The sequence below is a fragment of the Mycobacterium intermedium genome, assembly GCF_002086275.1.
Classification (GTDB): Bacteria; Actinomycetota; Actinomycetes; order Mycobacteriales; family Mycobacteriaceae; genus Mycobacterium; species Mycobacterium intermedium.
Window position 1 is genome coordinate 26902 of sequence record NZ_MVHT01000023.1, and the last position, 26525, is coordinate 53426.

Annotated in this window: 21 protein-coding genes and 1 pseudogene; 14 read left to right on the forward strand and 8 right to left on the reverse strand. The window is 65.5% G+C overall.

Annotated features, from left to right (window positions below; genetic code table 11):
* Positions 1–107 precede the first annotated feature (107 nt).
* The 3 genes from BST27_RS10775 (at position 108) to BST27_RS10785 (ending at position 3673) form a co-directional block, all read left to right on the forward strand.
* Positions 108–527 carry a cold-shock protein gene (locus BST27_RS10775; RefSeq protein WP_069421362.1) on the forward strand — a complete coding sequence of 140 codons (420 nt, stop codon included), beginning with the start codon at positions 108–110 and terminating at the stop codon, positions 525–527.
* 172 nt (positions 528–699) lie between these two features.
* Entirely contained in the window at positions 700–2664 is a 1965-nt protein-coding gene (locus tag BST27_RS10780) for an acyl-CoA dehydrogenase family protein (RefSeq protein ID WP_069421363.1), read from the forward strand.
* Between the two features lie 4 nt (positions 2665–2668).
* On the forward strand, positions 2669–3673 hold the full coding sequence (locus BST27_RS10785; RefSeq protein ID WP_069421364.1) for a glutathione S-transferase family protein: 1005 nt from the start codon (positions 2669–2671) through the stop codon (positions 3671–3673).
* Positions 3674–3712: 39 nt separating this feature from the next.
* On the opposite strand, the gene BST27_RS10790 is transcribed toward BST27_RS10785, so the two are convergent.
* Both BST27_RS10790 and BST27_RS10795 read right to left on the reverse strand, forming a co-directional pair.
* The gene (locus tag BST27_RS10790) at positions 3713–4201 is read right to left on the reverse strand and encodes a DUF2771 domain-containing protein (protein WP_079219722.1); all 489 of its coding nucleotides are present in this window, start codon (positions 4199–4201) and stop codon (positions 3713–3715) included.
* Positions 4198–5883, reverse strand: coding sequence for an MFS transporter (locus BST27_RS10795; RefSeq protein WP_069421365.1), 1686 nt, complete (start codon positions 5881–5883; stop codon positions 4198–4200). Before BST27_RS10795 ends, BST27_RS10790 begins: the two co-directional genes overlap by 4 nt.
* Before the next feature lie 136 nt (positions 5884–6019).
* Here BST27_RS10795 and BST27_RS10800 point away from each other — a divergent pair.
* Positions 6020–6841 (forward strand): annotated as a pseudogene (locus tag BST27_RS10800) (DUF3027 domain-containing protein); the annotation flags it as partial.
* Positions 6842–7182: 341 nt separating this feature from the next.
* Here BST27_RS10800 and BST27_RS10805 read toward each other — a convergent pair.
* Together BST27_RS10805 and BST27_RS10810 are read right to left on the reverse strand one after the other, a co-directional pair.
* Positions 7183–7638, reverse strand: coding sequence for an SRPBCC family protein (locus BST27_RS10805; RefSeq protein ID WP_069421366.1), 456 nt, complete (start codon positions 7636–7638; stop codon positions 7183–7185).
* A gap of 23 nt (positions 7639–7661) precedes the next feature.
* Positions 7662–7937, reverse strand: coding sequence for a DUF2530 domain-containing protein (locus BST27_RS10810; protein ID WP_069421367.1), 276 nt, complete (start codon positions 7935–7937; stop codon positions 7662–7664).
* A 136-nt stretch (positions 7938–8073) separates the two neighbouring features.
* Here BST27_RS10810 and BST27_RS10815 point away from each other — a divergent pair, with 136 nt between their 5' ends.
* From BST27_RS10815 to BST27_RS10825, 3 genes are read left to right on the forward strand one after another with little or no spacing between them, the layout of a single operon-like run.
* Positions 8074–8505 carry an Rv0880 family HTH-type transcriptional regulator gene (locus tag BST27_RS10815; RefSeq protein ID WP_069421368.1) on the forward strand — a complete coding sequence of 144 codons (432 nt, stop codon included), beginning with the start codon at positions 8074–8076 and terminating at the stop codon, positions 8503–8505.
* Positions 8502–9320: a TrmH family RNA methyltransferase gene (locus BST27_RS10820; RefSeq protein WP_069421369.1), complete on the forward strand. Its 819-nt coding sequence runs from the start codon at positions 8502–8504 to the stop codon at positions 9318–9320. Before BST27_RS10815 ends, BST27_RS10820 begins: the two co-directional genes overlap by 4 nt.
* On the forward strand, positions 9317–9589 hold the full coding sequence (locus tag BST27_RS10825; RefSeq protein WP_069421370.1) for a DUF2537 domain-containing protein: 273 nt from the start codon (positions 9317–9319) through the stop codon (positions 9587–9589). Before BST27_RS10820 ends, BST27_RS10825 begins: the two co-directional genes overlap by 4 nt.
* Here BST27_RS10825 and sepH read toward each other — a convergent pair.
* Together sepH and serC are read right to left on the reverse strand one after the other, a co-directional pair.
* On the reverse strand, positions 9586–10356 hold the full coding sequence (gene sepH / locus BST27_RS10830; protein WP_069421371.1) for a septation protein SepH: 771 nt from the start codon (positions 10354–10356) through the stop codon (positions 9586–9588). The genes BST27_RS10825 and sepH overlap by 4 nt on opposite strands.
* 174 nt (positions 10357–10530) lie before the next feature.
* Entirely contained in the window at positions 10531–11661 is a 1131-nt protein-coding gene (serC, locus tag BST27_RS10835) for a phosphoserine transaminase (protein ID WP_069421382.1), read from the reverse strand.
* Between the two features lie 150 nt (positions 11662–11811).
* On the opposite strand from serC, the gene BST27_RS10840 reads away from it, so the two are divergent.
* Both BST27_RS10840 and BST27_RS10845 read left to right on the forward strand, forming a co-directional pair.
* Positions 11812–12834: an AurF N-oxygenase family protein gene (locus tag BST27_RS10840; protein WP_069421372.1), complete on the forward strand. Its 1023-nt coding sequence runs from the start codon at positions 11812–11814 to the stop codon at positions 12832–12834.
* 17 nt (positions 12835–12851) lie between these two features.
* A complete protein-coding gene (locus tag BST27_RS10845) occupies positions 12852–14567 on the forward strand; it encodes a 4Fe-4S binding protein (RefSeq protein ID WP_069421373.1) in 1716 nt (571 codons plus the stop codon).
* Between the two features lie 12 nt (positions 14568–14579).
* On the opposite strand, the gene BST27_RS10850 is transcribed toward BST27_RS10845, so the two are convergent.
* Complete coding sequence (locus BST27_RS10850) at positions 14580–15038, reverse strand: VOC family protein (RefSeq protein ID WP_069421383.1); 459 nt, start codon at positions 15036–15038, stop codon at positions 14580–14582.
* Between the two features lie 222 nt (positions 15039–15260).
* Here BST27_RS10850 and BST27_RS10855 point away from each other — a divergent pair, with 222 nt between their 5' ends.
* On the forward strand, positions 15261–15863 hold the full coding sequence (locus BST27_RS10855) for a TetR/AcrR family transcriptional regulator (RefSeq protein ID WP_069421374.1): 603 nt from the start codon (positions 15261–15263) through the stop codon (positions 15861–15863).
* A 29-nt stretch (positions 15864–15892) separates the two neighbouring features.
* Positions 15893–16663 carry a sterol desaturase family protein gene (locus tag BST27_RS10860; protein ID WP_069421375.1) on the forward strand — a complete coding sequence of 257 codons (771 nt, stop codon included), beginning with the start codon at positions 15893–15895 and terminating at the stop codon, positions 16661–16663.
* Here the strand turns inward: BST27_RS10860 and BST27_RS10865 are convergent.
* Positions 16660–17781, reverse strand: coding sequence for a citrate synthase 2 (locus BST27_RS10865; protein ID WP_069421376.1), 1122 nt, complete (start codon positions 17779–17781; stop codon positions 16660–16662). The genes BST27_RS10860 and BST27_RS10865 overlap by 4 nt on opposite strands.
* A gap of 70 nt (positions 17782–17851) precedes the next feature.
* Between BST27_RS10865 and pdxH the strand changes: the two genes are divergently transcribed.
* The 3 genes from pdxH to BST27_RS10880 all read left to right on the forward strand — a co-directional run bounded on the left by pdxH (position 17852) and on the right by BST27_RS10880 (position 26518).
* On the forward strand, positions 17852–18514 hold the full coding sequence (gene pdxH / locus BST27_RS10870; RefSeq protein WP_069421377.1) for a pyridoxamine 5'-phosphate oxidase: 663 nt from the start codon (positions 17852–17854) through the stop codon (positions 18512–18514).
* A gap of 274 nt (positions 18515–18788) precedes the next feature.
* On the forward strand, positions 18789–20507 hold the full coding sequence (locus tag BST27_RS10875) for a PfaD family polyunsaturated fatty acid/polyketide biosynthesis protein (protein WP_211285306.1): 1719 nt from the start codon (positions 18789–18791) through the stop codon (positions 20505–20507).
* 32 nt (positions 20508–20539) lie between these two features.
* Positions 20540–26518 carry a type I polyketide synthase gene (locus BST27_RS10880; protein ID WP_083148467.1) on the forward strand — a complete coding sequence of 1993 codons (5979 nt, stop codon included), beginning with the start codon at positions 20540–20542 and terminating at the stop codon, positions 26516–26518.
* Positions 26519–26525 lie beyond the last annotated feature (7 nt).

The following is a 26525-nucleotide window of genomic DNA, read 5'->3' on the forward strand; positions in this document are numbered from 1 at the left end:
TGGTGCGAAACCTTCCGAGTAGGATCTGAGATCGTCATCGCGTCCTGCGCATGCGGGACGCGTCTTCTTCGGTTACCCCAGACCCGTCAGACAAGCAGGTGAGAGCAGTGCCGACCGGCAAGGTGAAGTGGTACGACCCCGAGAAAGGGTTCGGCTTCTTGTCGCAGGAGGACGGCGAAGACGTCTACGTCCGTTCTTCGGCGTTGCCCGCAGGTGTCGAGGCGCTCAAAGCGGGCCAGCGAGTGGAGTTCGGAATCGCCTCGGGCAGGCGCGGTCCGCAGGCTTTGAGCCTGAAGATCATCGATCCGCCGCCCAGCCTCTCGAAGTCGCTCGCTCGGTCGCGCCGCGAGGCGCCGGTCGAGCACAAGCACACTCCCGACGAGTTGCACGGCATGGTCGAGGACATGATCACGTTGCTCGAGAGCACCGTCCAACCGGAACTGCGCAAGGGTCGCTACCCGGACCGCAAGACGGCGCGGCAGATCTCCGAGGTGGTCAAGGCCGTGGCGCGCGAGTTCGAGGCCTAGCCGGGTCTCGCTCCAGCCCCACGCGAGCAGACGCGGGCGCCCCCGAAATCGACCGGGTTTCGGGGGTTTCTGCGTCTTCTGGGCGGGTTTACAGCACGTAAAGCTACCGGCGCGTAACTTGGGCGTAGGTTGGTCCTAGAAGCGTGCGGCACGGCGTTACGAGGAGGCTGCGATGGCACAGCAGGCGCAGGTCACCGAGGAACAAGCGCGGGCGCTCGCCGAAGAATCTCGCGAGAGTGGTTGGGATAAACCGTCATTCGCCAAAGAGCTATTTCTTGGCCGCTTTCCGCTCGATCTGATCCACCCGTTCCCCAGACCGTCCGACGCCGACGAGGAGCGCACCGCGGCATTCCTCGAGAAGCTGCGAGACGTGTTGCGCGCCATGGACGGCAGCGTCATCGAACGCGACGCCAAGATTCCCGACGAATACGTAAAGGCCCTGGCCGAACTGGGCTGCTTTGGCATGAAGATCCCGACGGAATACGGCGGACTGGGCATGTCGCAAGTCGCCTACAACCGGGCGCTGATGATGGTCACGACTGTCCACCCGAGTATTGGGGCGCTGCTGTCGGCTCACCAGTCGATCGGGGTGCCCGAGCCGCTCAAGCTGGCCGGCACCGAGGAGCAGAAGCGGCGGTTCCTGCCGCGTTGCGCCGCCGGCGCCATTTCGGCGTTCCTGCTCACCGAACCGGACGTGGGCTCGGACCCGGCGCGCCTGGGTTCCACGGCGACACCCGCCGAGGACGGACAGGCATACCTATTGGACGGCCTGAAGTTGTGGACCACCAACGGTGTGGTCGCCGAGCTGTTGGTGGTCATGGCCCGCGTACCCAAGAGCGAGGGGCATCGCGGCGGTATCAGTGCGTTCGTGGTCGAAGCCGATTCACCGGGGATCACCGTGGAACGGCGCAACCAGTTCATGGGCCTGCGCGGCATCGAAAACGGCCTGACCAGGATGCATCGGGTACGCGTCCCCGCCGAAAACCTGATCGGCCGCGAGGGCGACGGTCTGAAGATCGCGCTGACAACGCTCAACGTTGGGCGGCTGGCCCTGCCCGCGATGGCGACGGGTTCGGCCAAGTGGTCGTTGAAGATCGCCCGCGAGTGGTCGCGCGAGCGGGTGCAGTGGGGCAAGCCCGTCGGGAAACACGAAGCGGTCGCTCGCCAGATCGCGTACCTGGCCGCGACAACCTATGCGCTCGACGCAGTCGTGGAACTGTCCGGTCAGATGGCCGACGAAGGCCGCAACGACATCCGGATCGAGGCCGCGCTGGCCAAATTGTGGGCCAGCGAGACGACCTGCCGCATCGCCGACGATCTGGTGCAGATCCGGGGTGGCCGTGGCTATGAAACCGCGGAGTCGCTGGCCGCGCGCGGCGAGCGTGCCGCGCCGGTGGAGCAGCAATTGCGCGACTTGCGGATCAACCGGATCTTCGAAGGGTCCAGCGAGATCATGCGGCTGCTCATCGCGAGGGAAGCCGTCGATGCCCACCTCACCGCCGCGGGCGACCTGGCCAAGCCCGACGCCGATCTTCGGCAGAAGGCGTCGGCCGCGGTAGGCGCCAGTGGTTTCTACGCAAAGTGGTTGCCCAAGTTGGTCTTTGGTGAAGGTCAGCGGCCCACGTCGTACAGCGAGTTCGGCCCGCTTGCCTCGCATCTGCGCTTCGTCGAACGTTCCAGCCGCAAGTTGGCCCGCAACACGTTCTACGGAATGGCGCGCTGGCAAGCCAATTTGGAACAGAAGCAGGGATTTTTGGGCCGCATCGTCGACATCGGGGCCGAGTTGTTCGCGATGGCGGCGGCGTGCGTGCGGGCCGAGGCGCAACGGGCCGCTGACCCCGTGATCGGCAAGCAAGCCTACGAGTTGGCCGAATTGTTCTGTGAGCAAGCGACTTTGCGGGTCGAGGAACTGTTCCGCGGCTTGTGGTCCAACACCGACAGCCACGACGTGCGGCTCGCCGACGATGTGTTGGACGGTCGCTATCTCTGGCTGGAAGGCGGGATTCTGGACCAGTCGGAGGGCACCGGCCCGTGGATCGCCCCCTGGGAGCCGCGGGAGTCCACCGAAGCCAATCTGGCGCGGCGGTTCTATGAAGCCCCGGCGCCAGTCGAGGCCGCGACTCAGGCTACGTTGTAAGGCGATGGGCTCCTATGTCGCCGGAACGGGCGAATTCAACCGCGATACGAACTACATCACCACGCGGATCACCGCTGACGGGCGAGACGGGTATCCGGTAGAGCCCGGCCGTTATCGGCTGGTGGTTGCGCGGGCCTGCCCGTGGGCGAACCGCACCATCATCGTGCGACGGCTGCTGGGCCTGGAAGACGTTCTGTCCATTGGCTTTTGCGGTCCCACGCACGACGAGCGCAGCTGGACCTTCGACCTGGATCCCGGCGGCGTCGACCCGGTGCTGAAGATTCCGCGTTTGCAGGACGCGTACTTCAAGCGATTCCCCGACTATCCGAAGGGGATCACCGTCCCGGCGATCGTCGACGTGCCCACCGGGGCGGTGGTGACCAATGACTTCGCTCAGATGACCCTGGACTTTTCCACCGAGTGGACCGCATACCACCGCGAGGGTGCGCCGCAGCTTTACCCTGAGCCGCTGCGCGCCGAGATCGACGAGGTAAGCACGAAGATCTACACCGAGATCAATAACGGCGTGTACCGCTGCGGGTTCGCCGGCAAGCAGGATGCCTATGAAGCGGCCTATGACCGCCTTTTTGCCGCGCTTGATTGGGTAAGCGAACGACTGGCCAACCAGCGATATCTGGTCGGCGACACGATTACCGAGGCGGACGTGCGGTTGTTCACCACACTGGCCCGCTTCGACCCCGTTTACCACGGGCATTTCAAGTGCAACAGATCAAAACTCAGCGAGATGCCGGTGTTGTGGGCCTACGCCCGGGACCTATTCCAGACGCCCGGTTTCGGCGACACCATCGACTTCGTCCAGATCAAGCAGCACTACTACATCGTGCACAGCGACATCAACCCCACCGGCGTCGTGCCGAAGGGCCCTGACCTGAGCAACTGGCTCGCCCCGCACGGACGAGAAGAATTGGGTGGCAGGCCGTTTGGCGACGGTACGCCACCAGGACCGCCGGTTGACGGTGAGCGGGTGCCGGACGGCCACGGCGCCTAGCCGGCTGGGCCGGCCTGCCGTCTCGATAAGCCAGGTGCCTCAAAAGGCCAGGCGCACAGACCACTCCGCATGGGGGTATTCGATCACCTCGCCGTCCGGGGTGCCGACCAACGTAAGTAACTGCACGACTATGCCGGTGACTTTCCCGCGATGCGGGTCGACGGTCGGGATGGTGACCGCCAGTCGGGTCTTCGGCCGGAACAGGCTTTCGGTGATGTCCCTCGGATCCTCGTATGTCAGCAATAAGCGCCAAGGGGCACGAGAAATTGCCTCGGGAACCGAGAGTTGTACCGGGTAACGTTCGTTTGCCCGCAGTTCGCCGATGGTCTCCGGTGTGTAGCAGTCGTCGAGATTGAGCACCTTGCAGTACCGGTAGGGCCCGACGCGAGTCAGGTGCCCGTTCGTGTAGGCGCTGATCTGCGGCCAGCGCGGACCGGGTTGGCGGACCAACAGCCAGGTGCCGAAACCCGCCCCGACCATCAGCAACACCACCACGAGCGCGATGGCGGTGGCTCGACCTCGTTTCACTGGGGCATCACCGGCGCGCCCCGGCGAGTGCCCTCCTGTTCCACCATGACCGGCCTGTTGCCGCCGAGGCCGGGGATCAAGGAATGGCCCTGGAAGCTGACCAGGGTCTGTGCCAGACCCAGGATCAGCAGGGAACTGACCGCGGTGAAACCGACCCACAATTCCGTGTAGACCAACACCCCGACGGCGCCGCCTAGCACCCAGGCCAATTGCAGCGTCGACTCCGAGCGGCCGAACCCCGACGCACGGGATTCCTCGGGCAGGTCGTGTTGCAAAGCAGCGTCCAGTGAAGCCTTGCCAATGGCGCTGGCCCCCGACGTGATGAGGGTGGCGATGGCGGCCATGACCAATGTGCCCGCCACCGCGGCCGCCAATGCCACCGCGGTCACCACGACGGTGCAGCGCACCACCAGCACCGCCGGCCTGCCCAATCGCAGTCGAGCGGCGGCGAAGTTGCCCGCGAAATTACCGATCGCGGCCGCGGCCCCGATGGTGCCGAGCATCGCGACCTGGACCCAGCCGTCGGCGTCGTGTGCTTTGGCGACAAACGCCGGATAAAGGAACAGGAAGCCGACCATCACCTTGACCGTGCAGTTACCCCACAGAGAGGTAATGATGTTGCGGCCCAACGGCTGTCGCAGCGCACCGCCGACCTTTGGCGGCTTGACGTGGCCCGGCCGGGGACCCCGCATCGTGTCCATGTCGCGGTGATAGCTCAGCGTGGCCGGTACCTCGCCCGTCGTCACCTCGACCCAACTCGGTATCCGCATCGACAACAGCGCACCGACGATCGTGACCGCGACGACGACGAACAGCGCTCCGGGCAGCCGGAACAACTGGGTGCAGGCGAACTCGACGCCCGCCGCGATGGCTCCCCCCACGATCGTGCCGCCAAGCAGGCCGAACACGGTCAGTCGGGAGTTGACCCTGACCAGGTCGATCGTCGGCGGCATGACTCTGGGTGTCACCGCGCTGCGCAGCACACTGAACGACTTGGAGAAGACCATCATCGCCAGGGCGCACGGGTAGAGCACCCACGGTGGGAAGCTGCCGGTGATGCCGTCGTAATTCATGACCAACACCAACGCCAACACCGTGCGCAGCGCAAAAGACATGGCCAGCGCGACGCGACGGCCGTGCTGCAGCTTGTCCAGTGCCGGGCCGATGAGCGGGGCGATCACCGCGAACGGCGCGATGGTGATCAACAGGTATAGCGCGACCCTCGACTTGCTTTCGCCGGTGGCAGCGGCGAAGAACAACGTGTTGGCCAGGGCGACCGCCATCGCGGAGTCGACCGCAAAGTTCGCCATCACCGGCCAGGTCAGCGCGGTGAGCCCGGACTTGTCCGCGCCGTCGGCGGTGGCGGCCCGCTGCACCATCCAGTACATGCGGGAACCCATCTCGCGGCTGCGCATCGCCGCGGCGCGGGTGACGGTGATCCGCTCGCCGTTGCTGAAACCGCGCGGGGGTGGTTGCTCGGTGTCGCGTGGGGGCGGCGGCGGCTCTTCGCCCAGTGGTGGCAGGTAACGGTTGGCGCTCGGCATCGGCGGTGGACGTCGTGTCCGCCGATAGTCAGCACTGTTCGGCCGCGGGGGACCCGGCGAATCGGCCGGATAATTGGCCATTCCCGGGTGTTCGTTGAACGACGCATTGGGATAGCGGCGGCCAGGGGGCGGGTCCATACGGCCCGGGTGATCACGCCGCCGTCCAGACACGAATCAATTCTGTCCTATCCTGACTCCTCGCGTAGCGAACCGGGTGTGGCTCGGTTTCCGTGTCTTCCGGCAGTATGGAGACGCGATGCAGAGAGGGGATAGCGTGACCGGACCCGGCCCGGATTCCACTGCGGAATCCGCTTTGGACACCGGCACCGAAGCCGGCGGTGTGACGGTGGCCGAGTGGCCCGAGGAATTGGCGACCGTGCTCACGGGTGCGGTCGACCAGGCCAGGGCCGCCGTCGAGGAATTCAGCGGTCCGGACGCCGTCGGCGACTATCTGGGCGTCAGTTACGAGGATCCGAACACCGCTACGCACCGCTTCCTGGCGCATCTGACCGGCTATCAGGGCTGGCAGTGGGCGGTTGTCGTGGCCACTTACCCGGGTTCTGACCGCGCCACGATCAGCGAAGTCGTGCTGGTTCCCGGCCCGACAGCATTGCTGGCGCCCCAGTGGGTGCCGTGGGAGGAGCGGGTGCGGCCGGGGGATTTGAGCCCCGGAGACCTGCTCGCCCCGGCCAAGGACGACCCGCGTCTGGTTCCGGGCTACACCGCCAGCGGCGACCCCGCAGTCGACGAGGTCGCTGTCGAGCTGGGATTGGGCCGACGCTGGGTGATGAGCCCCTTGGGGCGGGCTCAAGCCGCCGAACGGTGGCACTACGGCGAGTACGGGCCGGACTCGCCCATGTCGCGCTCGACCAAACGAGTGTGCCGCGACTGCGGGTTCTTCCTGCCGCTGGCCGGGTCGCTGGGAGCGATGTTCGGGGTGTGCGGCAACGAACTGTCCGCCGACGGCCATGTCGTGGACAAGCACTACGGTTGCGGCGCCCACTCCGACACCCCCGCACCGGCGGGCACCGGTTCACCGGCGTATGAGCCGTACGACGACGGATTGCTGGACATCGCGGCTAATCCGGTGGTGGAGTCGGCTCATTCGGAGTCGGACACCGCGGAGCCGGCTCCGGCAGAGCCGTCTGCTGCGGCAGAGCCGTCTGCTGCGGCAGAGCCGCCTGCTGCGGAACCGGCTGACGAGGAGCAGGGAACGCCTGAGCCGGTTACGTCAGAGCCGGCTGCGGCAGAGCTGGTCACGCCAGAGGCGGTCACGCCAGAGGCGTCGGCTCCGACACCGGCCGCTGCTGAGCCGCTCACTGTCGAGGCGTCTACGCCCGAACCCTCGAGCCCGGAGCCGGCCCCGGAGCCGGTAACCCCGGAGGCGTCTGCTCCCGAGCCGCCCGCAGCGGAGCCGCCAGCTCCCGAGCCGTCGGCCTAGTTCTTCTCGGCCGCGGCTTTGATCTTGGCCAGCGAGGCCTGCATGCCTTCGACCAATTCGCGTTCGAAATTCGTCGTACCGCCCAACAAGGCATTGACCGTCAGGTTGGAAACCGCGGTGACGCCGTTTTCGGCGTGCCTGCTTTCGGTCACCCGGGTGCCTTCGCCGTTGGGCTCGAGCTCGTAGGTCCACACAGTGTGGTTGGTGTTCACCTTGAACGCCAGCCGCTTGTTGGGGACGACGTCGACGATCGTGCACGTCGTGGGCCAGAACAGGCGATTGCGGCGATTGAAGTTGAGGGTGCGAGCGCCGGGCCGCAGCTGGCCGAATGGACGCATCCAGCGGCACTGCGGGCTCCATTCCGGCATACGCCGCAAATCGGAAATGAGCGCCCAGACCTTTTCGGGCGGAGCATCGATGTCGATCTGCGCTTGTAGGAGCGGGGCTACCATTTGTCCTCCGGGTTTGGGTGGTTTCATTTTCGGTCGATGTGCGTTTCCAGTCCGGATTGCGCACCGCGAGAGCCGCGCCGGACGGCGGCCAGTTGCCAGACAAAGATGCTCGTTCCGATCACCCCCACGCCCAGTCCCGCTAGGGTCTGCGGGCGCCAACTGTCCAGGCTGGGGACCAAGAAGGCGGCCACCGCGGCGACTGCCCAGGCCAGCGCGCCGACCGCGATGACCGGCCATATGGCCAGCAAGCCTCGCGGCAGGGGCGGCGGCTCCAGTGCGTGGGGTCGTTCGGCGCTCATCAAGTCTCAACATAGCGTGGCGCAATCGAGCGGATGTTGAGGACGCAGGCGTCAGGGTTGGATCCATTCGCCCGCCACGGGCACACGCAACACCCAAGAACACACTCAATGCCGTCGTACGTTGTAATGTCGCGCTGTGCCTGACAGCTACGCGCGGCTGGCCAGCGATTTGTCGTTGGCGGTCATGCGGCTAGCCCGCCAACTGCGATTTCGGAACCCGTCATCGCCAGTGACGTTGTCCCAGCTATCAGCGTTGACGACGTTGCTGAATGAGGGGGCGATGACACCTGGCGCTCTCGCCATTCGGGAACGGGTCCGCCCGCCGTCAATGACCAGGGTGATCGCCTCCCTCGCCGACATGGGGTTGGTGGAGCGTGTCCCGCATCCCGTCGACGGTCGGCAGGTATTGGTGTCGGTGTCTGAGTCCGGCGCCGAGTTGGTCACGGCCGCTCGGCGGGCCCGTCAGGAATGGCTTGCCGACCGTCTGGCGACGCTCGACGAAGGCCAGCGTGAACTCCTGCGCCAGGCCGCCGAGCTGATGTCGACTCTGGTCGACGAGAGCCCGTGACCGCGCTTGTCCAGGACATCAGCGACCCCGACGATCCACGGTTGGATGATTTTCGGGACCTGAACAGCGTCGACCGACGGCCCGACCTGCCCACCGGCAAGGGACTGGTGATCGCCGAGGGGGTGCTGGTCGTGCAGCGCATGCTGGCCTCCCGCTTCACCCCGCGCGCCCTTCTCGGCACCGACCGCAGACTCGCCGAGCTCAAGGATGATCTGGTCGGGGTCGAGGCGCCCTACTACCGGGTCTCGGCGGAGCTTATGGCGCAAGTGGTGGGTTTTCACCTCAATCGTGGGGTGCTGGCCAGTGCCAGTCGGGTGGGCGAGCCGACCGTCGCCGAAGTGGTCAATGGGGCCCGCACCGTCGCGGTGCTGGAAGGGGTCAACGACCACGAGAATCTGGGCTCGATATTCCGCAACGCGGCCGGCTTGGGAGTCGACGCGGTGGCTTTCGGAAGTGGCTGTGCGGATCCGCTCTATCGGCGGGCGGTCCGGGTTTCGATGGGGCACGCGCTCCTGGTGCCGTTTGCGCGCGCGACGCAGTGGCCCGGCGACCTGGTGATGTTGAGGGAGCGCGGCTTCCGTCTGCTAGCGATGACGCCGCAGGGCGACGCGTGCCCGCTGCCCCAGGCGATGGCCGCGGTGCGCGACCAGCCGGTGGCGCTGTTGGTGGGCGCGGAGGGCCCTGGTCTGACGGCGACCGCGCTGCGGATCAGCGACATGCGGGTGCGCATCCCGATGTCGCGGGGGACCGACTCACTCAACGTCGCGACGGCCGCCGCGTTGGCGTTCTACGAGCGGGTTAGGCTCGGCCGGTGAATCACCAACCCGTCCCGTGGGGAACGGGTTTGACGGTGGCCGCGTTCGTGGCCGCGGTCACCGGAGCGGCCATGGTGGTGCTGAGTCTCGGGCTTATCCGGGTGCACCCGTTGTTGGCGGTGGGGCTCAATCTGGTGGCGGTCGGTGGCCTGGCGCCGACGTTGTGGGCGTGGCGGCGCACGGCGGTGGCGCGTTGGTTCGTGCTGGGTACCGGCGTGGGCGTGACGGTTGCCTGGCTGGCCTTGCTCGCCCTGACCGTCCTCGGTTAACGGTGTCCGCTCGAGCGGACACCGAGCAGCACGTCCTCCCAAGCGGGAATGGTGGGCTTGCCGCGCCGGCTGCTTGTGGGTTGCTGGGGTGCCGCGGCGGGCGCGGGTTCGGCGTCGGACTCTTTAGCCGACTCATCGAAGTCGATGCGAGCCACCGGTGCGAGGGGGCGTAGCGGGGCCCTGAAGTTGGGGTCGATCAGCTCATTGGCCGCGTCGTCGATTGCGGTGGTCGTGCCGCCGTGGGCACCGGGCGTGTAGCGGAAATGCGCGACGTTGTCCGACCGACCGGCCTTCCAGGACAGCTGCACCGTCCAGCGGCCGTCTTCGTTGCGCCAGGCGTCCCAACTGAGCTTGTCAGGACGCAGGCCGCGGTTGACGAACGCCGCGGTGACCGTTTCCAGCAGGGTCAGCACGGCGGGGCCGTCGCCGAGGACCGGGTGCGATGCCGTTGCCAGCTCTGCGGCGCGCGAACGTTCCAGCAGCACCGGGTGGGCGAACCGCTTGATGCGCGAGATGTCAGAGCCCGATGCGGCGGCGACCTGCTCGACGGAAGCCCCGGCGCGGATCCGGGCCTGAATTTCTTTTGGGCTCAGCATGTCGGTGACTTGGATGTCGAGCTCAGGCTGCTCCGGTGGTGCCGGTTCGCCACGCAGTGCCGCCCGCAATCGTTCATCGGCCGGCACCTTGTACTTGTCGGCTGAGCTGGGCCCCTCGCAGATGAGGTATTTGCCGTCGGCATCAAGCCCAACCACTTTGAGTTCCCGCATGGTTTCTCCTCGCAGGCTCCGAGCAGGTGAGCACCGGACCTGTTACGAGCGAACTCTAGTGGGCCAAGTCCGGTTAACCTCGCTGACACGCGGGGCGAGGCCCACCGAGCGTCGAGCGTCACGTCAGCGTGGCGCTCGGTGGCGGGCTCAGCGAGCGCGGTGTGGAAAGGCAGGTCAGAGGCGTTCGACGACCCAGTCGACGCACTGCGTGAGCGCGCTGATGTCGTCGGGTTCGACCGCGGGGAACATCGCGATCCGCAGTTGGTTGCGGCCGAGCTTGCGGTAGGGCTCGGTGTCGACGATGCCGTTTGCCCGCAAAGTCTTGGCCACAGCGGCTGCGTCCACGTCGTCGACGAAGTCGATCGTGCCGACGACCTGCGAGCGCAGCGCCGGGTCGGCGACGAACGGCGTGGTGTAGTCGCGCTCTTCGGCCCAGCTGTAGAGCCGTTGCGACGAGTCCGCGGTGCGCTTGACGGCCCAGTCCAGTCCGCCGTTGCCCAGCAGCCAGTCGATCTGCTCTGCCAGCAGGATCAGGGTGCCGATCGCCGGGGTGTTGTAGGTCTGGTCTTTCACGCTGTTCTCGATAGCGATCGGCAGCGACAGGAAGTCCGGGACCCACCGTCCGGATGCCTTGATCGCCTCGACCCGGGCCAAGGCGGCAGGGCTCAGGATGGCCAGCCACAGCCCGCCGTCGCTGGCGAAGTTTTTCTGCGGTGCGAAGTAGTAGGCGTCGACATCGGTGATGTCGACGGGGAGGCCCCCGGCGCCCGAGGTGGCGTCGATGACGACCAGGGCGTCACCGGAGTCGGCGGGCCGTTGCACCGGGACCGAGACCCCCGTCGAAGTCTCGTTGTGCGCCCACGCGATGACATCGACGGACGGGTCGCTCTGCGGTTCCGGTGCGCTGCCGGGGTCGGCCTTGATGATGATCGGGTCGCCGACGAACGGGTTCTTGCTGACACCCGAGGCGAACTTCGCGCTGAACTCCCCGTAGGTCAGGTGCAGCGAGCGCTTGTCGATCAGGCAGAAGGCGGCGGCGTCCCAGAACGCGGTCGCGCCGCCGTTGCCCACGATGACCTCGTAGCCGTCCGGTATCGAGAACAGCTCGGCCAGTCCCTTGCGAACCCTGCCTACCAGGTTCTTTACCGGCGCTTGCCGGTGCGAGGTGCCGAACAGTGCGGCGGCGCTGGTGCTCAGCACCTGCAGCTGCTCGGGTCGGACCTTGGAGGGTCCGCAGCCGAAGCGGCCGTCGCGCGGTTTGAGGTCGGCGGGAATTTCAAGGGACGTTGCCAGCTGGTCAGCCATGCGCATCAGGGTAGTGAGCGATTCTTCGGCCTTGCTGGACGGGCTGTCACATTCGGCCCGAAGTGTGACCGCGACCACTATGGCGAATTCCCGGTACCAGCGGTACCGTATTCACTACACGTCCGATCGAAACCTCATTGAGGAGGCTTGATGGCCAGGACGCGCATGGTTCGACGCTGGCGCCGAAATATGGAGGTGCGCGACGACGCCGAGTATGTGGAGATGCTCGCCACACTGTCCGAGGGGTCTGTGCGGCGAAACTTCAACCCATACACCGACATCGACTGGGACTCACCGGAGTTCGCCGTCACCGACGACGATCCCCGGTGGATCCTCCCAGCGACGGACCCGCTGGGCCGGCACCCTTGGTACCAGGCGCAGTCGCGGGAACGCCAGATCAAGATCGGGATGTGGCGGCAGGCCAATGTGGCCAAGGTTGGACTGCACTTCGAGTCCATTCTGATCCGCGGCCTGATGAACTACACCTTCTGGATGCCTAACGGTTCCCCGGAATATCGGTACTGCCTGCACGAATCGGTCGAAGAGTGCAACCACACGATGATGTTCCAGGAGATGATCAACCGCGTCGGCGCGGACGTGCCGGGCATGCCGCGTCGGCTGCGTTGGATTTCGCCGTTCATCCCGCTGATCGCCGGCCCGATGCCGGTGGCGTTCTTCATCGGCGTGTTGGCCGGCGAAGAGCCGATCGACCACACGCAGAAGCAGGTGTTGCGCGAAGGCAAGCCACTGCACCCAATCATGGAGCGCGTGATGTCCATTCACGTCGCCGAGGAGGCGCGGCACATCTCGTTCGCGCACGAGTACCTGCGTAAGCGATTGCCGAAATTGACCCGCAGCCAACGGTTCTGGATCTCGCTGACCTTCCCGCTGACCATGCGGTCGCTGTGCAACGCGATCCTGATTCCGCCCAAGGAGTTCTGGGAGGAATTCGACATCCCGCGCTCGGTCAAGAAGGAACTGTTCTTCCGGTCGCCGGAATCGCGGAAGTGGTTGCGCGACATGTTCAGTGACGTGCGGATGCTGGCCTACGACACCGGGCTGATGGAAAATCGCTCGGCCCGGTTGATGTGGCGGCTCTGCAAGATCGACGGCAAACCGTCGCGTTACCGCAGCGAACCGCAGCGCGCGCATTTGGCCGTTCCGGCTGCTTAGGCTTAACGAGTTCGCTTATGCCGCACGTGATCACTCAGTCGTGCTGCAATGACGGGTCCTGCGTCTTCGCGTGCCCGGTAAATTGCATCCACCCATCTCCCGACGAGCCGGGCTACGCGACGTCCGAAATGCTCTACATCGACCCGGTGGCCTGCGTGGACTGCGGGGCGTGCGTGAGCGCCTGCCCGGTCGGAGCGATCGCGCCCGAAAGTCAGCTCGATGCTAAGCAATTGCCGTTCATCGAAATCAACGCGTCGTTCTACCCGGACCGCCCGGCCGGTGTGAAACTGCCGCCAACCTCCAAACTGGCTCCAGTGATACCGGCGCCCGAGGTGCATCAGCGGGAGACGCCGCTGACGGTGGCCATCGTCGGGTCGGGGCCGGCCGCCATGTACGCCGCCGATGAGTTGCTGATTCAGCCCCGCGTGCGGGTCAACGTTTTCGAGAAGCTGCCAACCCCTTATGGATTGGTGCGTGCGGGGGTGGCGCCGGACCACCAAAACACCAAAAAGGTCACCCGGCTGTTCGACCGGGTGGCCGGTCATCGCCGCCTGAGGTTCTACCTCAATGTCGAGGTGGGTAAGCACCTTAGCCACGCCGATCTGCTGGCCCACCATCACGCCGTGGTGTATGCGGTGGGAGCGCCGGATGACCGCAGGCTGGATATCGACGGCATGGGCCTGCCGGGGACCGGCACCGCGACTGAGTTGGTCGCCTGGATCAACGGGCACCCCGACTTTGCCGATCTGGCAGTCGATCTCAGCCACGAACGAGTGGTGATCATCGGCAACGGCAATGTCGCCCTCGACGTGGCCCGCGTGCTCACCGCGGACCCCGACGACCTCGCCAGAACCGACATCGCCGATCACGCGTTGCGGGCGCTGCGCAAGTCGGCTGTTCGCGAGGTGGTCATCGCCGCTCGGCGCGGACCTGCGCAGTCGGCGTTCACTCTGCCCGAATTGGTCGGTCTCACCGAATCTTCCGATGTGGTGCTCGACCCCGCCGACCGGCAACGAGTGCTGGATGACCTGGCAACCGTCGCTGATCCGCTGACCAGGGCCAAGCTTGAGATCTTGACGACGCTGGGTGACGCGTCCGCGGCGCCGTCCGAAAGTGGGCGCCCGCGGATTCGACTGGCGTATCAGCTGACGCCGCAGCGGGTTTTGGGTGACGATCGGGCCAGCGGTGTGGCGTTCGCCGTCAACGGCCCTGGCGCTGGCGCCGGCGAAGTACGCACGTTTGATGCAGGCCTGGTGCTGACGTCGATCGGCTACCGTGGAAAGCCAATACCTGGCCTGCCATTCGACGACGAAGCTGCTCTCGTCCCCAACGACGGCGGTCGCGTTATCGACCCGGCAAGCGCCCGTCCGGTCGTCGGAGCCTATGTCGCGGGCTGGATCAAGCGCGGGCCCACCGGGTTCATCGGCACCAACAAATCGTGCTCCCTGGAGACCGTGCAGGCTCTGGTCGCCGACTTCAATGACGGTAAGCTCGCCGACCCGCAAGTCGAGCCGCTGGCACTGGACAGGTTGGTGCGGCAGCGCCAGTCCGACGTCATCGATTCGGCGGGATGGCGTGCCATCGACGCCGCGGAAATCGCCCGCGGCATAGGCGACGGCCGGCCGCGCAACAAATTCACCGACGTCGCCGACATGCTCGCCGTCGCGGCTGCGGCACGCCAGGCGCCGCCGCTGCGACGACGCCTGGCGGCCCGGCTACGTGAACTCGTTTAACGCTGAGGCGCGCTAACTACCCACGTCGGCGCCCATCGCGCGCTGGAGTTCCTCCATGCTGACCTCGCGAACCGGTTGGCCGAGTGACCAGTGGTGGCCGAAGGGGTCTTCGAGCACGCCGTAGCGGTCGCCCCACATCTGGTCATCCAACGGCATCACCACGGTCGCGCCCGCATCCAGTGCGCGCTGGAATTTGGCGTCGACGTCCGTGACCGTCAGGTGGATGGTGACTGGTGTGCCGCCCAAGGCTTTCGGTGTCATCGATTTGCCGTCGGTCACCTCCGGAAAGTCGTCGTGGAGCATCACGGTGAAGCCGTTGATCTGCACGGCGGCGTGTATCAATTTGCCATCGGGACGGGGCACACGCCCCAACTCCTCACCGCCGAACGCCTTGACATAGAAGTCGATCGCGGCGGCTGCATTGTCGACGACGAGGTGGGGGGACAGGGCTGGTTCGACGTTGATCGCCATCTTTGTCTCCTTGTTGTGGATGTGCTCGCCAGCGTTGGCGACGGGGTTCACCTGTATTGACCCCGGCCGCGACCGAAATTCATCGCGGTAACCCAGTAGATCTCCAGGCACCGACAAGCCTCATCCCTTGCGTTCCGCCGCGATACCGCTTATAAAGAATGAATCGATGAGATAGCTGTCTCAACATGTGTCTTAATACCGTCGGCCTGCAAGGAACGATTGATGAACGCCACGACCGTGACGATCCACCGCACGCTGGATGCGCGTCAGGCGGATGTCCGTGCGCGGCTGCTGCAGGCCGCCCGCCAGTTGATTCGCGAGCACGGGCATGAGGTGGTCGCGATGGAGGCGATCGCTGCGACCGCCGGAGTGTCCAGGGCGACTACCTATCGCTATTTCGCGTCCAAGGAGCACGTGGTGTGTGAGGCGGCTTTGGCGTGGGGGCATGAGGTCGCGGCTCGCATTCCGCAGGCCATCGCCGCGGCGTCCGAGTCGCTCTCCGAACCAATGCCAGACATCGACGTGGCCATTGGACATCTCGTATGGGAAGCCGCGTCGGATTTGCCCATGGTTCGCGCAATCATTGCTTCGGTATCGGCTCTGGGTCCCGTTGCCGATCAGTTCCGCGTCGGCGTGCGTGGGATGTTCCTCGCGCTGTTGGGCGGAGCCGGCGAGGATGTGCCCGAGTCGTTGTCACTGGACCCGGCGATCACATTGCTCGGTCGCGTCTTCTTTGCCGACTTGGCGTTGCTCGGAGTCGGCGACATCACCGTCGAACAGTGCATCGCCGAACTGCGCCTGGCCGCCGCGCGCTTATTGAACTGACCCACCTCCCTACATTAGGAGTCGAACCCGTGAATCAAACACTGTTACAGCCGATTTGGGACTGGATGCTGAGGCACCTGGGCGTCGGATTCTTCGAATTTCCGTTGTACTTCTTGCCCGTGGTCGTCGCGGTCGTGTTGGTGACGGGCATCGTCTACTCGATATTCGATGTCGCGGTCTACCACCGTATTTCGGCGAAGGCGGCCACCAAACTCGGGCTCCGGATCTCCTCGAATTATGTCGGTGCGGCGGTGGTGTTCTTCGTCCTGCATCGCATCTTCCACCCGTGGGTGGCCGAAGTCCCAACGGCCGCACCGACGGTCGTCGCGTTTGTCACGCAGCTGGTGGCCTTCATGGTGATCGGCGAGTTCCTCACCTACTGGTGGCACCGGCTAGAGCACGGTAGTCGGTTCGTCTTCACGAAGGTGCACTACCTGCACCATCGGGTGCAGAACCCGTTGACCATCTGGACCAACTTCGTCGTGCACCCCGTCGAAGGCTTCATGGTGATGTTCTGCCTCTACGTCGTGCCGTTGGCGTTGGGGGCCCATCCACTGGTGGTCGTCGCTTATGCGGCGGCCAACACCACAGCGATGGTCATCACGCACAGCGGTTACGACATGAAGCTGTACCCGCGCTGGCTGCTGCCGGCGGCCTCGGGCCACGAGTTGCACCACTCGGAGAAGCGTCCCACCAACCTGTCCGTGGTAATGACATACGGAGACAAGCTGTTCGGCACTTACAAGAAACCGGTCGCGCCGACCGAGCCCGCGTTGGAGTCAAGCGCGGCCGCCGCCTAGGCGCTGGTGATCACGCGGTCCCAGCCGGGGATCGATTCGGGCTTGCGCGGCCCGGGGCCCACGTAGACGGCCGACGGCCGGACCAGTTTGCCGAGTCGCTTCTGTTCCAGGATGTGAGCGCACCATCCGGCGGTGCGTCCGCAAGTGAACATCGCGGGCATCATGTTCGCCGGCACGCCGGCGAAGTCCAGGATGACCGCTGCCCAGAACTCGACATTGGTCTCGATGGCCCGGTCCGGGCGTCGCTCGCGCAACTCGGCCAAAGCCGCTTGTTCCAAGGCGGCCGCGACCTCGTGGCGAGGGGCCTTGAGGCGCTCGGCGGTCGCGCGCAGCACCCGCGCCCGTGGGTCTTCGGCCCGGTAGACGCGGTGTCCGAAGCCCATCAGTTTTTCGCCGCGGTCCAGGATGTCCTTGACGACCTTGCGGGCGTCGCCGGTGCGCTCCACCTCCTCGATCATCGGCAGTACGCGGGCCGGGGCCCCGCCGTGCAAAGGCCCGCTCATCGCCCCGATCGCACCGGACAGGCACGCGGCCACGTCTGCGCCGGTCGAGGCGATCACCCGCGCGGTGAAGGTCGACGCGTTCATGCCGTGCTCGGCGGCCGTGACCCAGTAGGCGTCGATTGCCTCGATGTGCCTGGGGTCCGGCTCGCCCTGCCAGCGCGTCATGAATCGGGCGGTGATGGTCGGGCACTGGTCGATGATGCGCTGGGGGACAGCAGGCTGGTAGATGCCGCGGCCAGATTGTGCGACGTAGGAAAGGGCCATCACAGATGCCCGTGCGAGCTGGTCGCGGGCGGTGGGCTCGTTGGTGTCTAGCAGTGGCTTGTAACCCCAGATGGGTGCCAGCATTGCCAGTCCCGCCTGCACGTCGACCCGTACGTCGCCGGTGTGGATCGGCAGTGGGAACGGCTCGGCCGGCGGCAAACCCCGGCCGAAGTCGCCGTCGACCAGCAGAGCCCAGACGTCGCCGAAGTGAACCCGCTGGTTCACCAGATCCTCGATGTCGACACCGCGGTAACGCAGCGCGCCACCGTCCTTGTCGGGTTCGGCGATCTTGGTGGTGAAGGCGACGACGCCTTCCAGACCTGGGACAAAATCAGGTGGAACCACAGTCATGCGGCGATTCTTGCACCCCAGATTCCGGCCGATGCTACCGGCCGGTAGCAACCCCGGTAGCTTTAACGCGATGGCCGGAGCAATCGACGAGCACCTGGCGAGGATGAGAGTGGAGTACAAATCCGCCGAGAAGGACGACAGTCCCGACTTGGACGCAAGCTGGCTGGACGACGGTTGGCTCAGCTTGTTCTGCAAGTGGATTGATGACGCCGAGCGAGCCGGAGTCGCCGAGCCGAACGCCATGGTGCTGGCCACCGTCACCGCCGACGGCAAGCCGATGAGTCGATCGGTGTTGTGCAAGGGCGCCGATAAGAACGGGATCACCTTTTTCACCAACTACGACTCGGCCAAGGGGCTCGAGCTGGCGGCGACGCCGTACGCGTCGGCAACCTTTCCGTGGTACCAGCTCGGGCGACAGGTGCACATCCGGGGTTCGGTGACCAAAGTCGACCGGCAGGTCACCGAGGAGTACTGGTCCAAGCGGCCGCGCGGCTCGCAACTGGGGGCGTGGGCGTCGCAGCAGTCGCGGCCGATCGAGTCGCGGGCGGCGTTGCTGGAGCAGTTGGCGGAGGTGACTGCCCGCTTCGCCGATGTCGAGCAGGTGCCGGCGCCGCCGAACTGGGGTGGTTATCTGATCGCGCCCGAAGTGGTCGAATTCTGGCAGGGCCGCGAGAACCGGGTGCATAACCGGATTCGAGTCATCGGCGGTCGCGTCGAGCGGCTGCAGCCTTAGGGCGTTTGCACGCTGGGCCGGCGTGGTCTTCCCCTGTCGGTACTTGGGATGCCGGGCGGCCCGCTCCTGCCCGAGGAGATCGGCACATCACCGCCGGTGACGCCCAGCCCGCTCCCGCCGGCGCCACCGATTCCGCTGCGTGGCAATGCCGCGGTGACGGGAATGCCGGATCAACTTCCCGAGAGTGCTGCGTCAAGCTGACCGCGAATACGCGGCGCACCGCATTTCATAATTGCCCAACAATTGTCGAAACCGGATGCGGACCATTGGAGCGGTGTCCAATAAGAGCGCACCGGGACGACACGATGTGGTGGAACTCGACCGCCCCGGCTGGAGCGAAGAGCCGGCGGCGGCGGACCAGTCACCACCGCTGGGCGGTAGGCGACGGGCCGCCGCCGACGAAGCCCGTTGCGCCGGCGGAGTCGCCTATGCGCCCGAAGACCTGGTGCGCGTCGTTCGGCAAATCCGTCACCCTCTGTTGGTCGTCCGCGACGATGCCAGCCAGCGAGTTGGTTTGGCAATCAGCGCGACCATGCCGAACCTGCCTGCAGGGACTTCCCTGATCGGTGTCCTGCCGCCGGTCTACCCCGAATGGCTCGGCGATCGGGAGTTCTGCGAATCGCATTCGCTGCGCTTCCCATACGTCACGGGGTCGATGGCCAACGGTATTGCCGCGCCGGCCTTGGTGGTGGCAGTGGCCAAGGCGGGGATGTTGGCCTTCTTCGGCGCCGCTGGCCTCTCTTTCGCCGAGGTGGAGCGGGGACTGTCGACCATCGAGGAGAAACTGTCCGGCACAAACGCGGTTTGGGGCGCCAACCTGATTCACTCACCCTACGAGGCCGCGCTTGAACGCCGGGTGGCCGAGCTGTACATCGCCAAAGGCGTACGGAAGATCGAAGCTTCGGCGTTCATGAAGATCGAACCGTCGGTGGTGCGTTATGCGCTGCACGGCCTGTCCACCGACCCGGCCGGTCACATCGTGCGGAAGAACAGCGTCTTCGCCAAGGTGTCGCGTCCGGAGGTCGCTCGTCAATTCATGATGCCAGCCCCACCGGCCATCGTGTCCGCGCTGCTGGAGTCCGACGAAATCACCGCGCGGGAAGCGGAATTGGCCCGCCGGGTGGCCGTCGCCGAGGACATCACCGTCGAGGCGGACAGCGGCGGACACACCGACAACCGCCCGCTGACAGCGCTGTTCCCCGAGATCGTCGCGCTCCGCGACCAATTGACGGCCGAATATCGGTTGGAGCGGCCGGTCCGTGTCGGCGCTGCGGGCGGGATCGGTACACCGTTGTCGGTTGCCGCCGCGTTCGCTATGGGTGCGGCCTACGTGCTGACCGGATCGATCAATCAAGCCTGCAGGGAGTCGGGTCTCTCGGCTCAGGGACGCAACATACTCGCCGGCGTTGGCATCGCCGACGTCATGATGGCGCCGGCAGCCGACATGTTCGAGCTCGGGGTGAACCTGCAAGTGGTCAAGCGCGGCTCGATGTTCGGACCCCGCGCCAAGAAACTTTATGCGCTGTATGACAGCAACCCTGGCTTGACCGCGATCGTCGGCCAGCAGCGCGCGGAGCTCGAAAAAATATTCGGCCAGACGGTCGAAGAGGTCTGGGCCGAGACCGAGCAGTTTTGGGCTAGACGTGACGCCGTGGTCTTGGAGCGAGCTGCGCGGGATCCCAAGTACCAGATGGGCTTGGTGTTTCGTTGGTATCTGGGCAAGTCGAGCCGATGGGCGATCGAAGGCGTGGCGGATCGTCGGCTTGACTACCAAATCTGGTGCGGCCCGGCCATGGGTGCATTCAACAGCTGGGTTCGCGACAGCTTCCTCGAGTCGCCCGAGAACCGGGAAGTCGTACAGGTCGCACTCAACCTGCTCGAGGGCGCCGCGCAGATCACCATGGCGCAACGCGTACGTGATTGCGGTGTACGCCTGCCCGCCGAGGCATTTCGCTTCAAGCCGCGCCGATTGGCCATCGACCCAAGCTCCTGACAACGCTGTCACACCGCCGAAAGGATCCCGGAATGGATGTGCGACCCCCCATCGCTGTCGTCGGAGTAAGCGCTCTGTTTCCCGACTCTCCTGATGCCCCATCGTTTTGGCGCAACATTGCCGAGGGAGCGGATCTGCTCTCCGAGGTGCCCGAATCGCACTGGCGCATCGAGGACTACTTCCACTCGGACCCGGACGCACCCGACAGAATGTATGCGCGGCGCGGCGGGTTTCTTCCTTACGTCGACTTCGTGCCTTCAGATTTCGGCGTACCGCCGAAGACCGTGCCGGCGATCGACACCGCGCAGCTGCTGGCGCTAGCCGTGGCCAAGCAGGTCTTGGAAGACGTTGCGGACGGGGACTTCTCCCACATGGACCGCGACCGAGTCTCCGTGGTGCTCGGCGTCGCCAGTGCGACCGAACTGGTCGCCCACATGTCTGGTCGCCTCCAGGCTCCGGTGTGGGAGAGGGCGCTTCGGGGTTCCGGAATCACGGGTGAACAGCTTGAGCAATTCAAGCAACGCATCGCCGACGCATACACCCCCTGGCAAGCAGACACGTTCCCGGGCCTGCTCGGCAACGTGGTCGCGGGTCGAATCGCCAACCGATTCGACCTCGGCGGAACCAACTGCGTCGTCGACGCCGCGTGTGCCAGTTCGCTGGCCGCACTTCAAATCGCGCTCAACGAGCTGTATCTCGGTGACTCCGAAATGGTCATCACGGGTGGCGTGGACGCGCTCAACGACATCCTGATGTTCATGTGCTTTGCCAAGGTCACGGCACTGTCGCCGTCCGGGGACTGCAGACCGTTCGCCGACAACGCGGACGGGACGATGCTGGGTGAGGGCCTTGCCATGCTGGCCCTGAAAAGGCTCGAGGACGCCGAGCGCGACGGTGACCCGATTTACGCGGTCATCCGCGGCCTGGGCTCGTCCTCGGACGGCCGGGCGAAGAGCATCTATGCGCCCAGGCCGTCGGGGCAGGCGCAAGCGTTGCGCCGCGCCTACGACGCGGCCGGTTACGGCCCGGACACCGTCGGGCTGATCGAGGCGCACGGGACGGCCACCAAGGCCGGCGACATCGCCGAGTTCACCGCGTTACGGGAGGTGTTCGACGACTCCGGCCGTGAGGATCGACAGTGGTGCGCGATCGGATCGGTGAAATCGCAAGTGGGACACACGAAGGCGGCCGCAGGCGCTTGCGGCCTCTTCAAGGCGGTGATGGCACTTCACCACAAGACTTTGCCGCCGACGATCAAGGTTGATCAGCCCAACCCAGCCCTCGACATCGGCACTTCACCGTTCTATCTCTCCACTCAATCGAAGCCCTGGATTGCCGATGACGGTGTTCCACGCCGCGCATCTGTGAGTTCCTTCGGCTTCGGCGGCACCAATTTCCACGTCGCACTTGAGGAGTACACCGGCAGCGGCCGCCGCCCATGGCGCCATCGGTCCTGGAAGTCGGAGCTGGTCGTGCTCGAAGCGGGCGATGCAGCGGCCTTGGCCGACAAGGCGGCCCGCTTGTCGGCGTCGCTGAAGGACGACAAAGACATGCTTTGCTATATCGCCCGCGCGACGCAGGAAAGCTACGACGCCGGCGCCAAACACCGATTGGCACTGGTCGCGGACGACGTCGCAAGCCTTCGATCGATGCTCGATGAAGCGGCAGGCCGATTGGGCAGAAGCAGTGCGGCTTTCGCTTCGCCGCGGGGCTACTACTATTCCGCGGAGGAGCCTGGCCCGGTCGCGTTGCTGTTTCCGGGGCAGGGCAGCCAGTACCTGGGGATGGGTGCTGACGTTCCGCGACTGTTCGACGGGGCGCTTGGTCCGTGGGAGAACGCCAGAACGTCACTTGTCGACGCCGATTCGGATCTGCACCAGATCGTCTGGCCGAAAACCGCTTTCACTGAAGCAGAACGCAGGCGGCAAGCCGAGACGCTGACCAGCACGCAGTGGGCGCAACCTGCGATCGGCGCTCACAGCCTCAGCCTCTTGCGGATCGTCCGCGCCTTGGAGATCGACCCGATCGCCGTCGGGGGACACAGCTTCGGTGAAGTCGTCGCGTTGTGTGCGGCAGGGGTCTTCGACGAAGAAGCGGCACTTCGCGTTGCACACAAGAGGGGGGTTCTCATGGCGGAGGCCGCGCGCATCGGCGAGGGGACGATGTGCGCGGTTTCGGCGCCGCACGAGATCGTCTGCGGGTTGTTGCAGCGCTGGGAGCTTCCGGTTGTCATTGCCAACCACAACAGTCCGACACAAGTCATCGTGTCGGGCGCCAAGGATGCCGTCTTGAAAGCCATGAACCTGCTGTCTGAGGTTGGCATTCAGTCAAAGCAACTGAACGTGGCCACGGCATTTCATTCCCACCTCGTCGCGGGTGCTGTGGCACCCTTCGCCGACTTTCTGGATGAGATCCCGTTCGGCACGCCGGCTTTCCCCGTGTACGCCAATGCGACGGCGGCGCCCTACGGCTCAGACGCCGATACCATGCGCGTCACGCTCGGCGAGCAGATCGCACAGCCGGTCCGCTTCCTGGAGATGGTGCGCTCGATGTGGGCGGCCGGTGCGCGAACGTTCGTCGAAGTGGGTCCGGACGGTGTCCTTACCAACCTGGTGGGAACGTGCCTGGAAGGCCTGCCGCACCGCGCTGTTGCGCTTGATCGCAAGAACGCCCACGGGATCCGAACTCTTTGGCTTGGCCTGGCTCAGCTCGTGGCAGCCGGTGTGCCGATGAATTTCGAGAGCCTGTGGGCCGACTACCGAGTGCTCGAAGATCCGCGCACCCGCCCAGAACCCAAACTGGTCCTCAAGATCAACGGCGCCAATTACGGCAAGCCCCGTCTCGACGACACTCCGGCGATGCCTTACACACCCGTGTCCGCTCCTGCGCCGGCGAATGTAGCGATACAACCGGCGCCGCTGGTGCCGCAACAAATCGAACATCGGCCCGTGCCGGCCGCCACGCCTGCAGCGGCCTCGGTGGCCGTCGCGGTGGGTGCCGATTTGGTGGCAGACATGTTGCAGGTCGTTGCCGACAAGACGGGTTATCCGGTGGAAATGCTGGAGCTGTCAATGGCATTGGAAGCCGATTTGGGTATCGACTCGATCAAGCGGGTGGAGATCTTGTCGGCGGTGCAGCAGCGGGTGCCCTCGCTGCCCGAGGTGGAGACCTCGGCGATGGCGGAGTTGAAGACCTTGCAGGAGATTGTCGACTACCTCAACACGTTGTTGCCCGCCAAGGCGCCTAGTTCCAACGGCGCTGTCAATGGTGGCGTAAACGGCAACGGCAACGGCAACGGCCAACGCAGCGGGCCGCCATTGTCGCCCGTCTCGTCCGGGTCGGTGGTGTCAGCGCCAGTGACGGCAACCGCGGTGGGTACCGATTTGGTGGCAGACATGTTGCAGGTCGTTGCCGACAAGACGGGTTATCCGGTGGAAATGCTGGAGCTGTCAATGGCATTGGAAGCCGATTTGGGTATCGACTCGATCAAGCGGGTGGAGATCTTGTCGGCGGTGCAGCAGCGGGTGCCGTCCCTGCCGGAGGTGGAGACCTCGGCGATGGCGGAGTTGAAGACCTTGCAGGAGATCGTCGACTACCTCAACACGTTGTTGCCGACCAGGGCGCCCACCCTTGACGGCGCTGTCAACGGCGCCAACGGTAATGGCCAACACAGCGCCGCCCTGCTGAGCGGGGGTGATCGCCTCCCTTTTGACTTAGCCGGAGTGCCGGTGGCGCGCCACTCTGTGCGCGCTATCGCCGCTCCGGCTCAGGGGATGGGGATTCCGGGCCTGCAGGAAGCCGACCGCTTGGAGATTGTGGGCGGCCCAGAGGCCGTAAGTGCCGCCTTGCAAACGCTTTTGCGGTCGCACGGGATCAACGCTGTGGTGGCGGACGTGGCGAGCGCCGATGCGACTCACGTCTTGCAACTCGGTGGCCTGGCGTCGACCGAAGGTCCCGACCGGGCTCTCGATGTCAACCGTCGAGTCATCGCCGATGCGCTCAGGGTTGCGCCACGGATGGAACAAAGCGGCGGTGCGTTCATCACCGTGCAGGACACCGGCGGCACATTCGGATTGCTCACCGATGCCGGCCCACGGGCGTGGGCCGCCGGCGCGGCAGCGCTGACCAAGGTGGCCGCACTGGAATGGCCGAACAGCCACACCAAGGCCATCGACGTAGACACCGCGAACCGGTCACCGCAGCAAATTGCCGAACTGATCGCCGACGAGATCCTTTTCGGTGGAGCAGAACTGGAAGTCGGGCTGGGCAGCACTCACGGTCGAGTGACCGTCGCGACCTACGAGTCCCAGATCTCCGGTCGGGTCACCCGACTGGGCCACCGCGACGTCGTCCTGGTTTCCGGCGGTGCGCGCGGGGTGACCGCGGCATCGGTGATCGCCATGGCAAGAGCAACACAAGCCACCTTCGTCCTCATCGGACGTTCGGCGTTGGACGACGAACCGCCCACCGCGCGCGGTCTGACAGCGCCCGCCGACCTCAAGCGAGCGCTGCTGACCGAGGCCCAGCTTCGAGGTGAAAAGCCCACGCCCCGAGAGTTGGAACAGCAAGTCCAGCACGTGCTAGCCATTCGCGAGATTCGGGCGACCATGAGTGCAGTCGAGCAGGCAGGCGCGCGGGTCGCTTACCACGTCACCGACGTCCGTGACACAGTGCAACTCGGCGCGCTGCTGGACCGGGTGCGCACCGAGGCGGGACCGATTACCGGCTTGGTGCATGGCGCGGGGGTGGTGGCCGATGCGTATCTCAGCCGCAAGACCGTGGACCAGTTCGACCGTGTATTCGGCACCAAGGTCGGTGGACTCCGCGCTCTCCTCGACGCGACCGCCGACGACCCGTTGAAGTTGATCCTGCTGTTCTCCTCGGCCGCCGCGCGGGGTGGAAACGTCGGTCAGGCCGACTACGCGATGGCCAATGAGGTCGTCAACCAGGTCGCGCTGGCAGAGCGCACTCGTCGGCCGGGATGTCTCGTTCGAGCATTGGGTTGGGGCCCTTGGGAAGCGGGCATGGTGACGCCAGCCCTCAAGAAGCTCTTCGAATCCCGGGGCATCAAACCGCTTCGCCTCGACGACGGTGCGGCGGCGTTCGTGGCCGAAGCGTTCGACAGCGATGTCCGCGATGCGTCCGTGTTGCTCGGCGACGGTGTTGCACACGACGGGCTTCCGCATCCTTTGCCTGAAACGGGGCGGTCGGTTCGCGTCGTGGTGGACGCGGCGAGCTATCCCTACCTCGACGGGCACCGCGTACAGCAGCAGGTGGTGTTGCCCGTGGTCCAGGTCGCGGAATGGTTCGTCGGCACGGCAGAGGCTTGCCGCCCGGGTCAGCATGTGGAACGCCTTGGCGAACTTCAGGTAATTCGCGGCGTACCGCTGCACGGATTTGACGGTGGCGGTGACGTCTTCACCGTTCAGTGCCTGCCGGGGCAAGACGAACCGCATCGCCTCCGGCTCCTGCTACTTGACGCGGCCGGGACTGCCCGCTATGCGGCTACTGCCGAAATGAGCAGTAGCCCAAGGGATCTCCCGCCTGTCGTCGCCAACCAGTGGGACGCGGAGCGGTCCATGCAGCAACCCCGGTATGGCGAGGGCGCGCTCTTCCACAGCGGGGCGTTTCATGTTCTCGAAGGGTTCGCTCCGTGCGGACCATCGGGTGCGGTCGCACGACTGCATGGGCTCACCAAGGCGAACTGGCCGCAGCGATACTGGGCGACGGACCCGGCCGCACTGGACGGCTGCCTGCAAGTCGGATTTCTGTGGAGCTTGGAGCAAACGGGCCGTCGCATGCTTCCCATGCGCATCAACGAGCTGATGCTGTACCGCGGCGGACCCGCCGATGGCGAGCTGTGGTGCTACCTCGACAACGGCAAGGCAACCAGCAACGGCAGTACCTACGATCTGCGACTCACCGACGCCGAGGGATCGCTGATTGCCGAGCTGCGGGGCGTCGAAATGTATCCGTATGGCGGCAAGCCACATCCACCATCTCCGCAGTGAAGCGAAG

Coding starts and splice junctions, on each gene's coding strand:
- BST27_RS10780 (WP_069421363.1), top strand. CDS start 700: ATGGCACAGCAGGCGCAGGTCACCGAGGAACAAGCGCGGGCGCTCGCC.
- BST27_RS10785 (WP_069421364.1), top strand. CDS start 2,669: ATGGGCTCCTATGTCGCCGGAACGGGCGAATTCAACCGCGATACGAAC.
- BST27_RS10795 (WP_069421365.1), bottom strand. CDS start 5,883: ATGGACCCGCCCCCTGGCCGCCGCTATCCCAATGCGTCGTTCAACGAA.
- BST27_RS10805 (WP_069421366.1), bottom strand. CDS start 7,638: ATGGTAGCCCCGCTCCTACAAGCGCAGATCGACATCGATGCTCCGCCC.
- BST27_RS10810 (WP_069421367.1), bottom strand. CDS start 7,937: ATGAGCGCCGAACGACCCCACGCACTGGAGCCGCCGCCCCTGCCGCGA.
- sepH (WP_069421371.1), bottom strand. CDS start 10,356: ATGCGGGAACTCAAAGTGGTTGGGCTTGATGCCGACGGCAAATACCTC.
- serC (WP_069421382.1), bottom strand. CDS start 11,661: ATGGCTGACCAGCTGGCAACGTCCCTTGAAATTCCCGCCGACCTCAAA.
- BST27_RS10840 (WP_069421372.1), top strand. CDS start 11,812: ATGGCCAGGACGCGCATGGTTCGACGCTGGCGCCGAAATATGGAGGTG.
- BST27_RS10845 (WP_069421373.1), top strand. CDS start 12,852: ATGCCGCACGTGATCACTCAGTCGTGCTGCAATGACGGGTCCTGCGTC.
- BST27_RS10850 (WP_069421383.1), bottom strand. CDS start 15,038: ATGGCGATCAACGTCGAACCAGCCCTGTCCCCCCACCTCGTCGTCGAC.
- BST27_RS10855 (WP_069421374.1), top strand. CDS start 15,261: ATGAACGCCACGACCGTGACGATCCACCGCACGCTGGATGCGCGTCAG.
- BST27_RS10865 (WP_069421376.1), bottom strand. CDS start 17,781: ATGACTGTGGTTCCACCTGATTTTGTCCCAGGTCTGGAAGGCGTCGTC.
- pdxH (WP_069421377.1), top strand. CDS start 17,852: ATGGCCGGAGCAATCGACGAGCACCTGGCGAGGATGAGAGTGGAGTAC.
- BST27_RS10880 (WP_083148467.1), top strand. CDS start 20,540: ATGGATGTGCGACCCCCCATCGCTGTCGTCGGAGTAAGCGCTCTGTTT.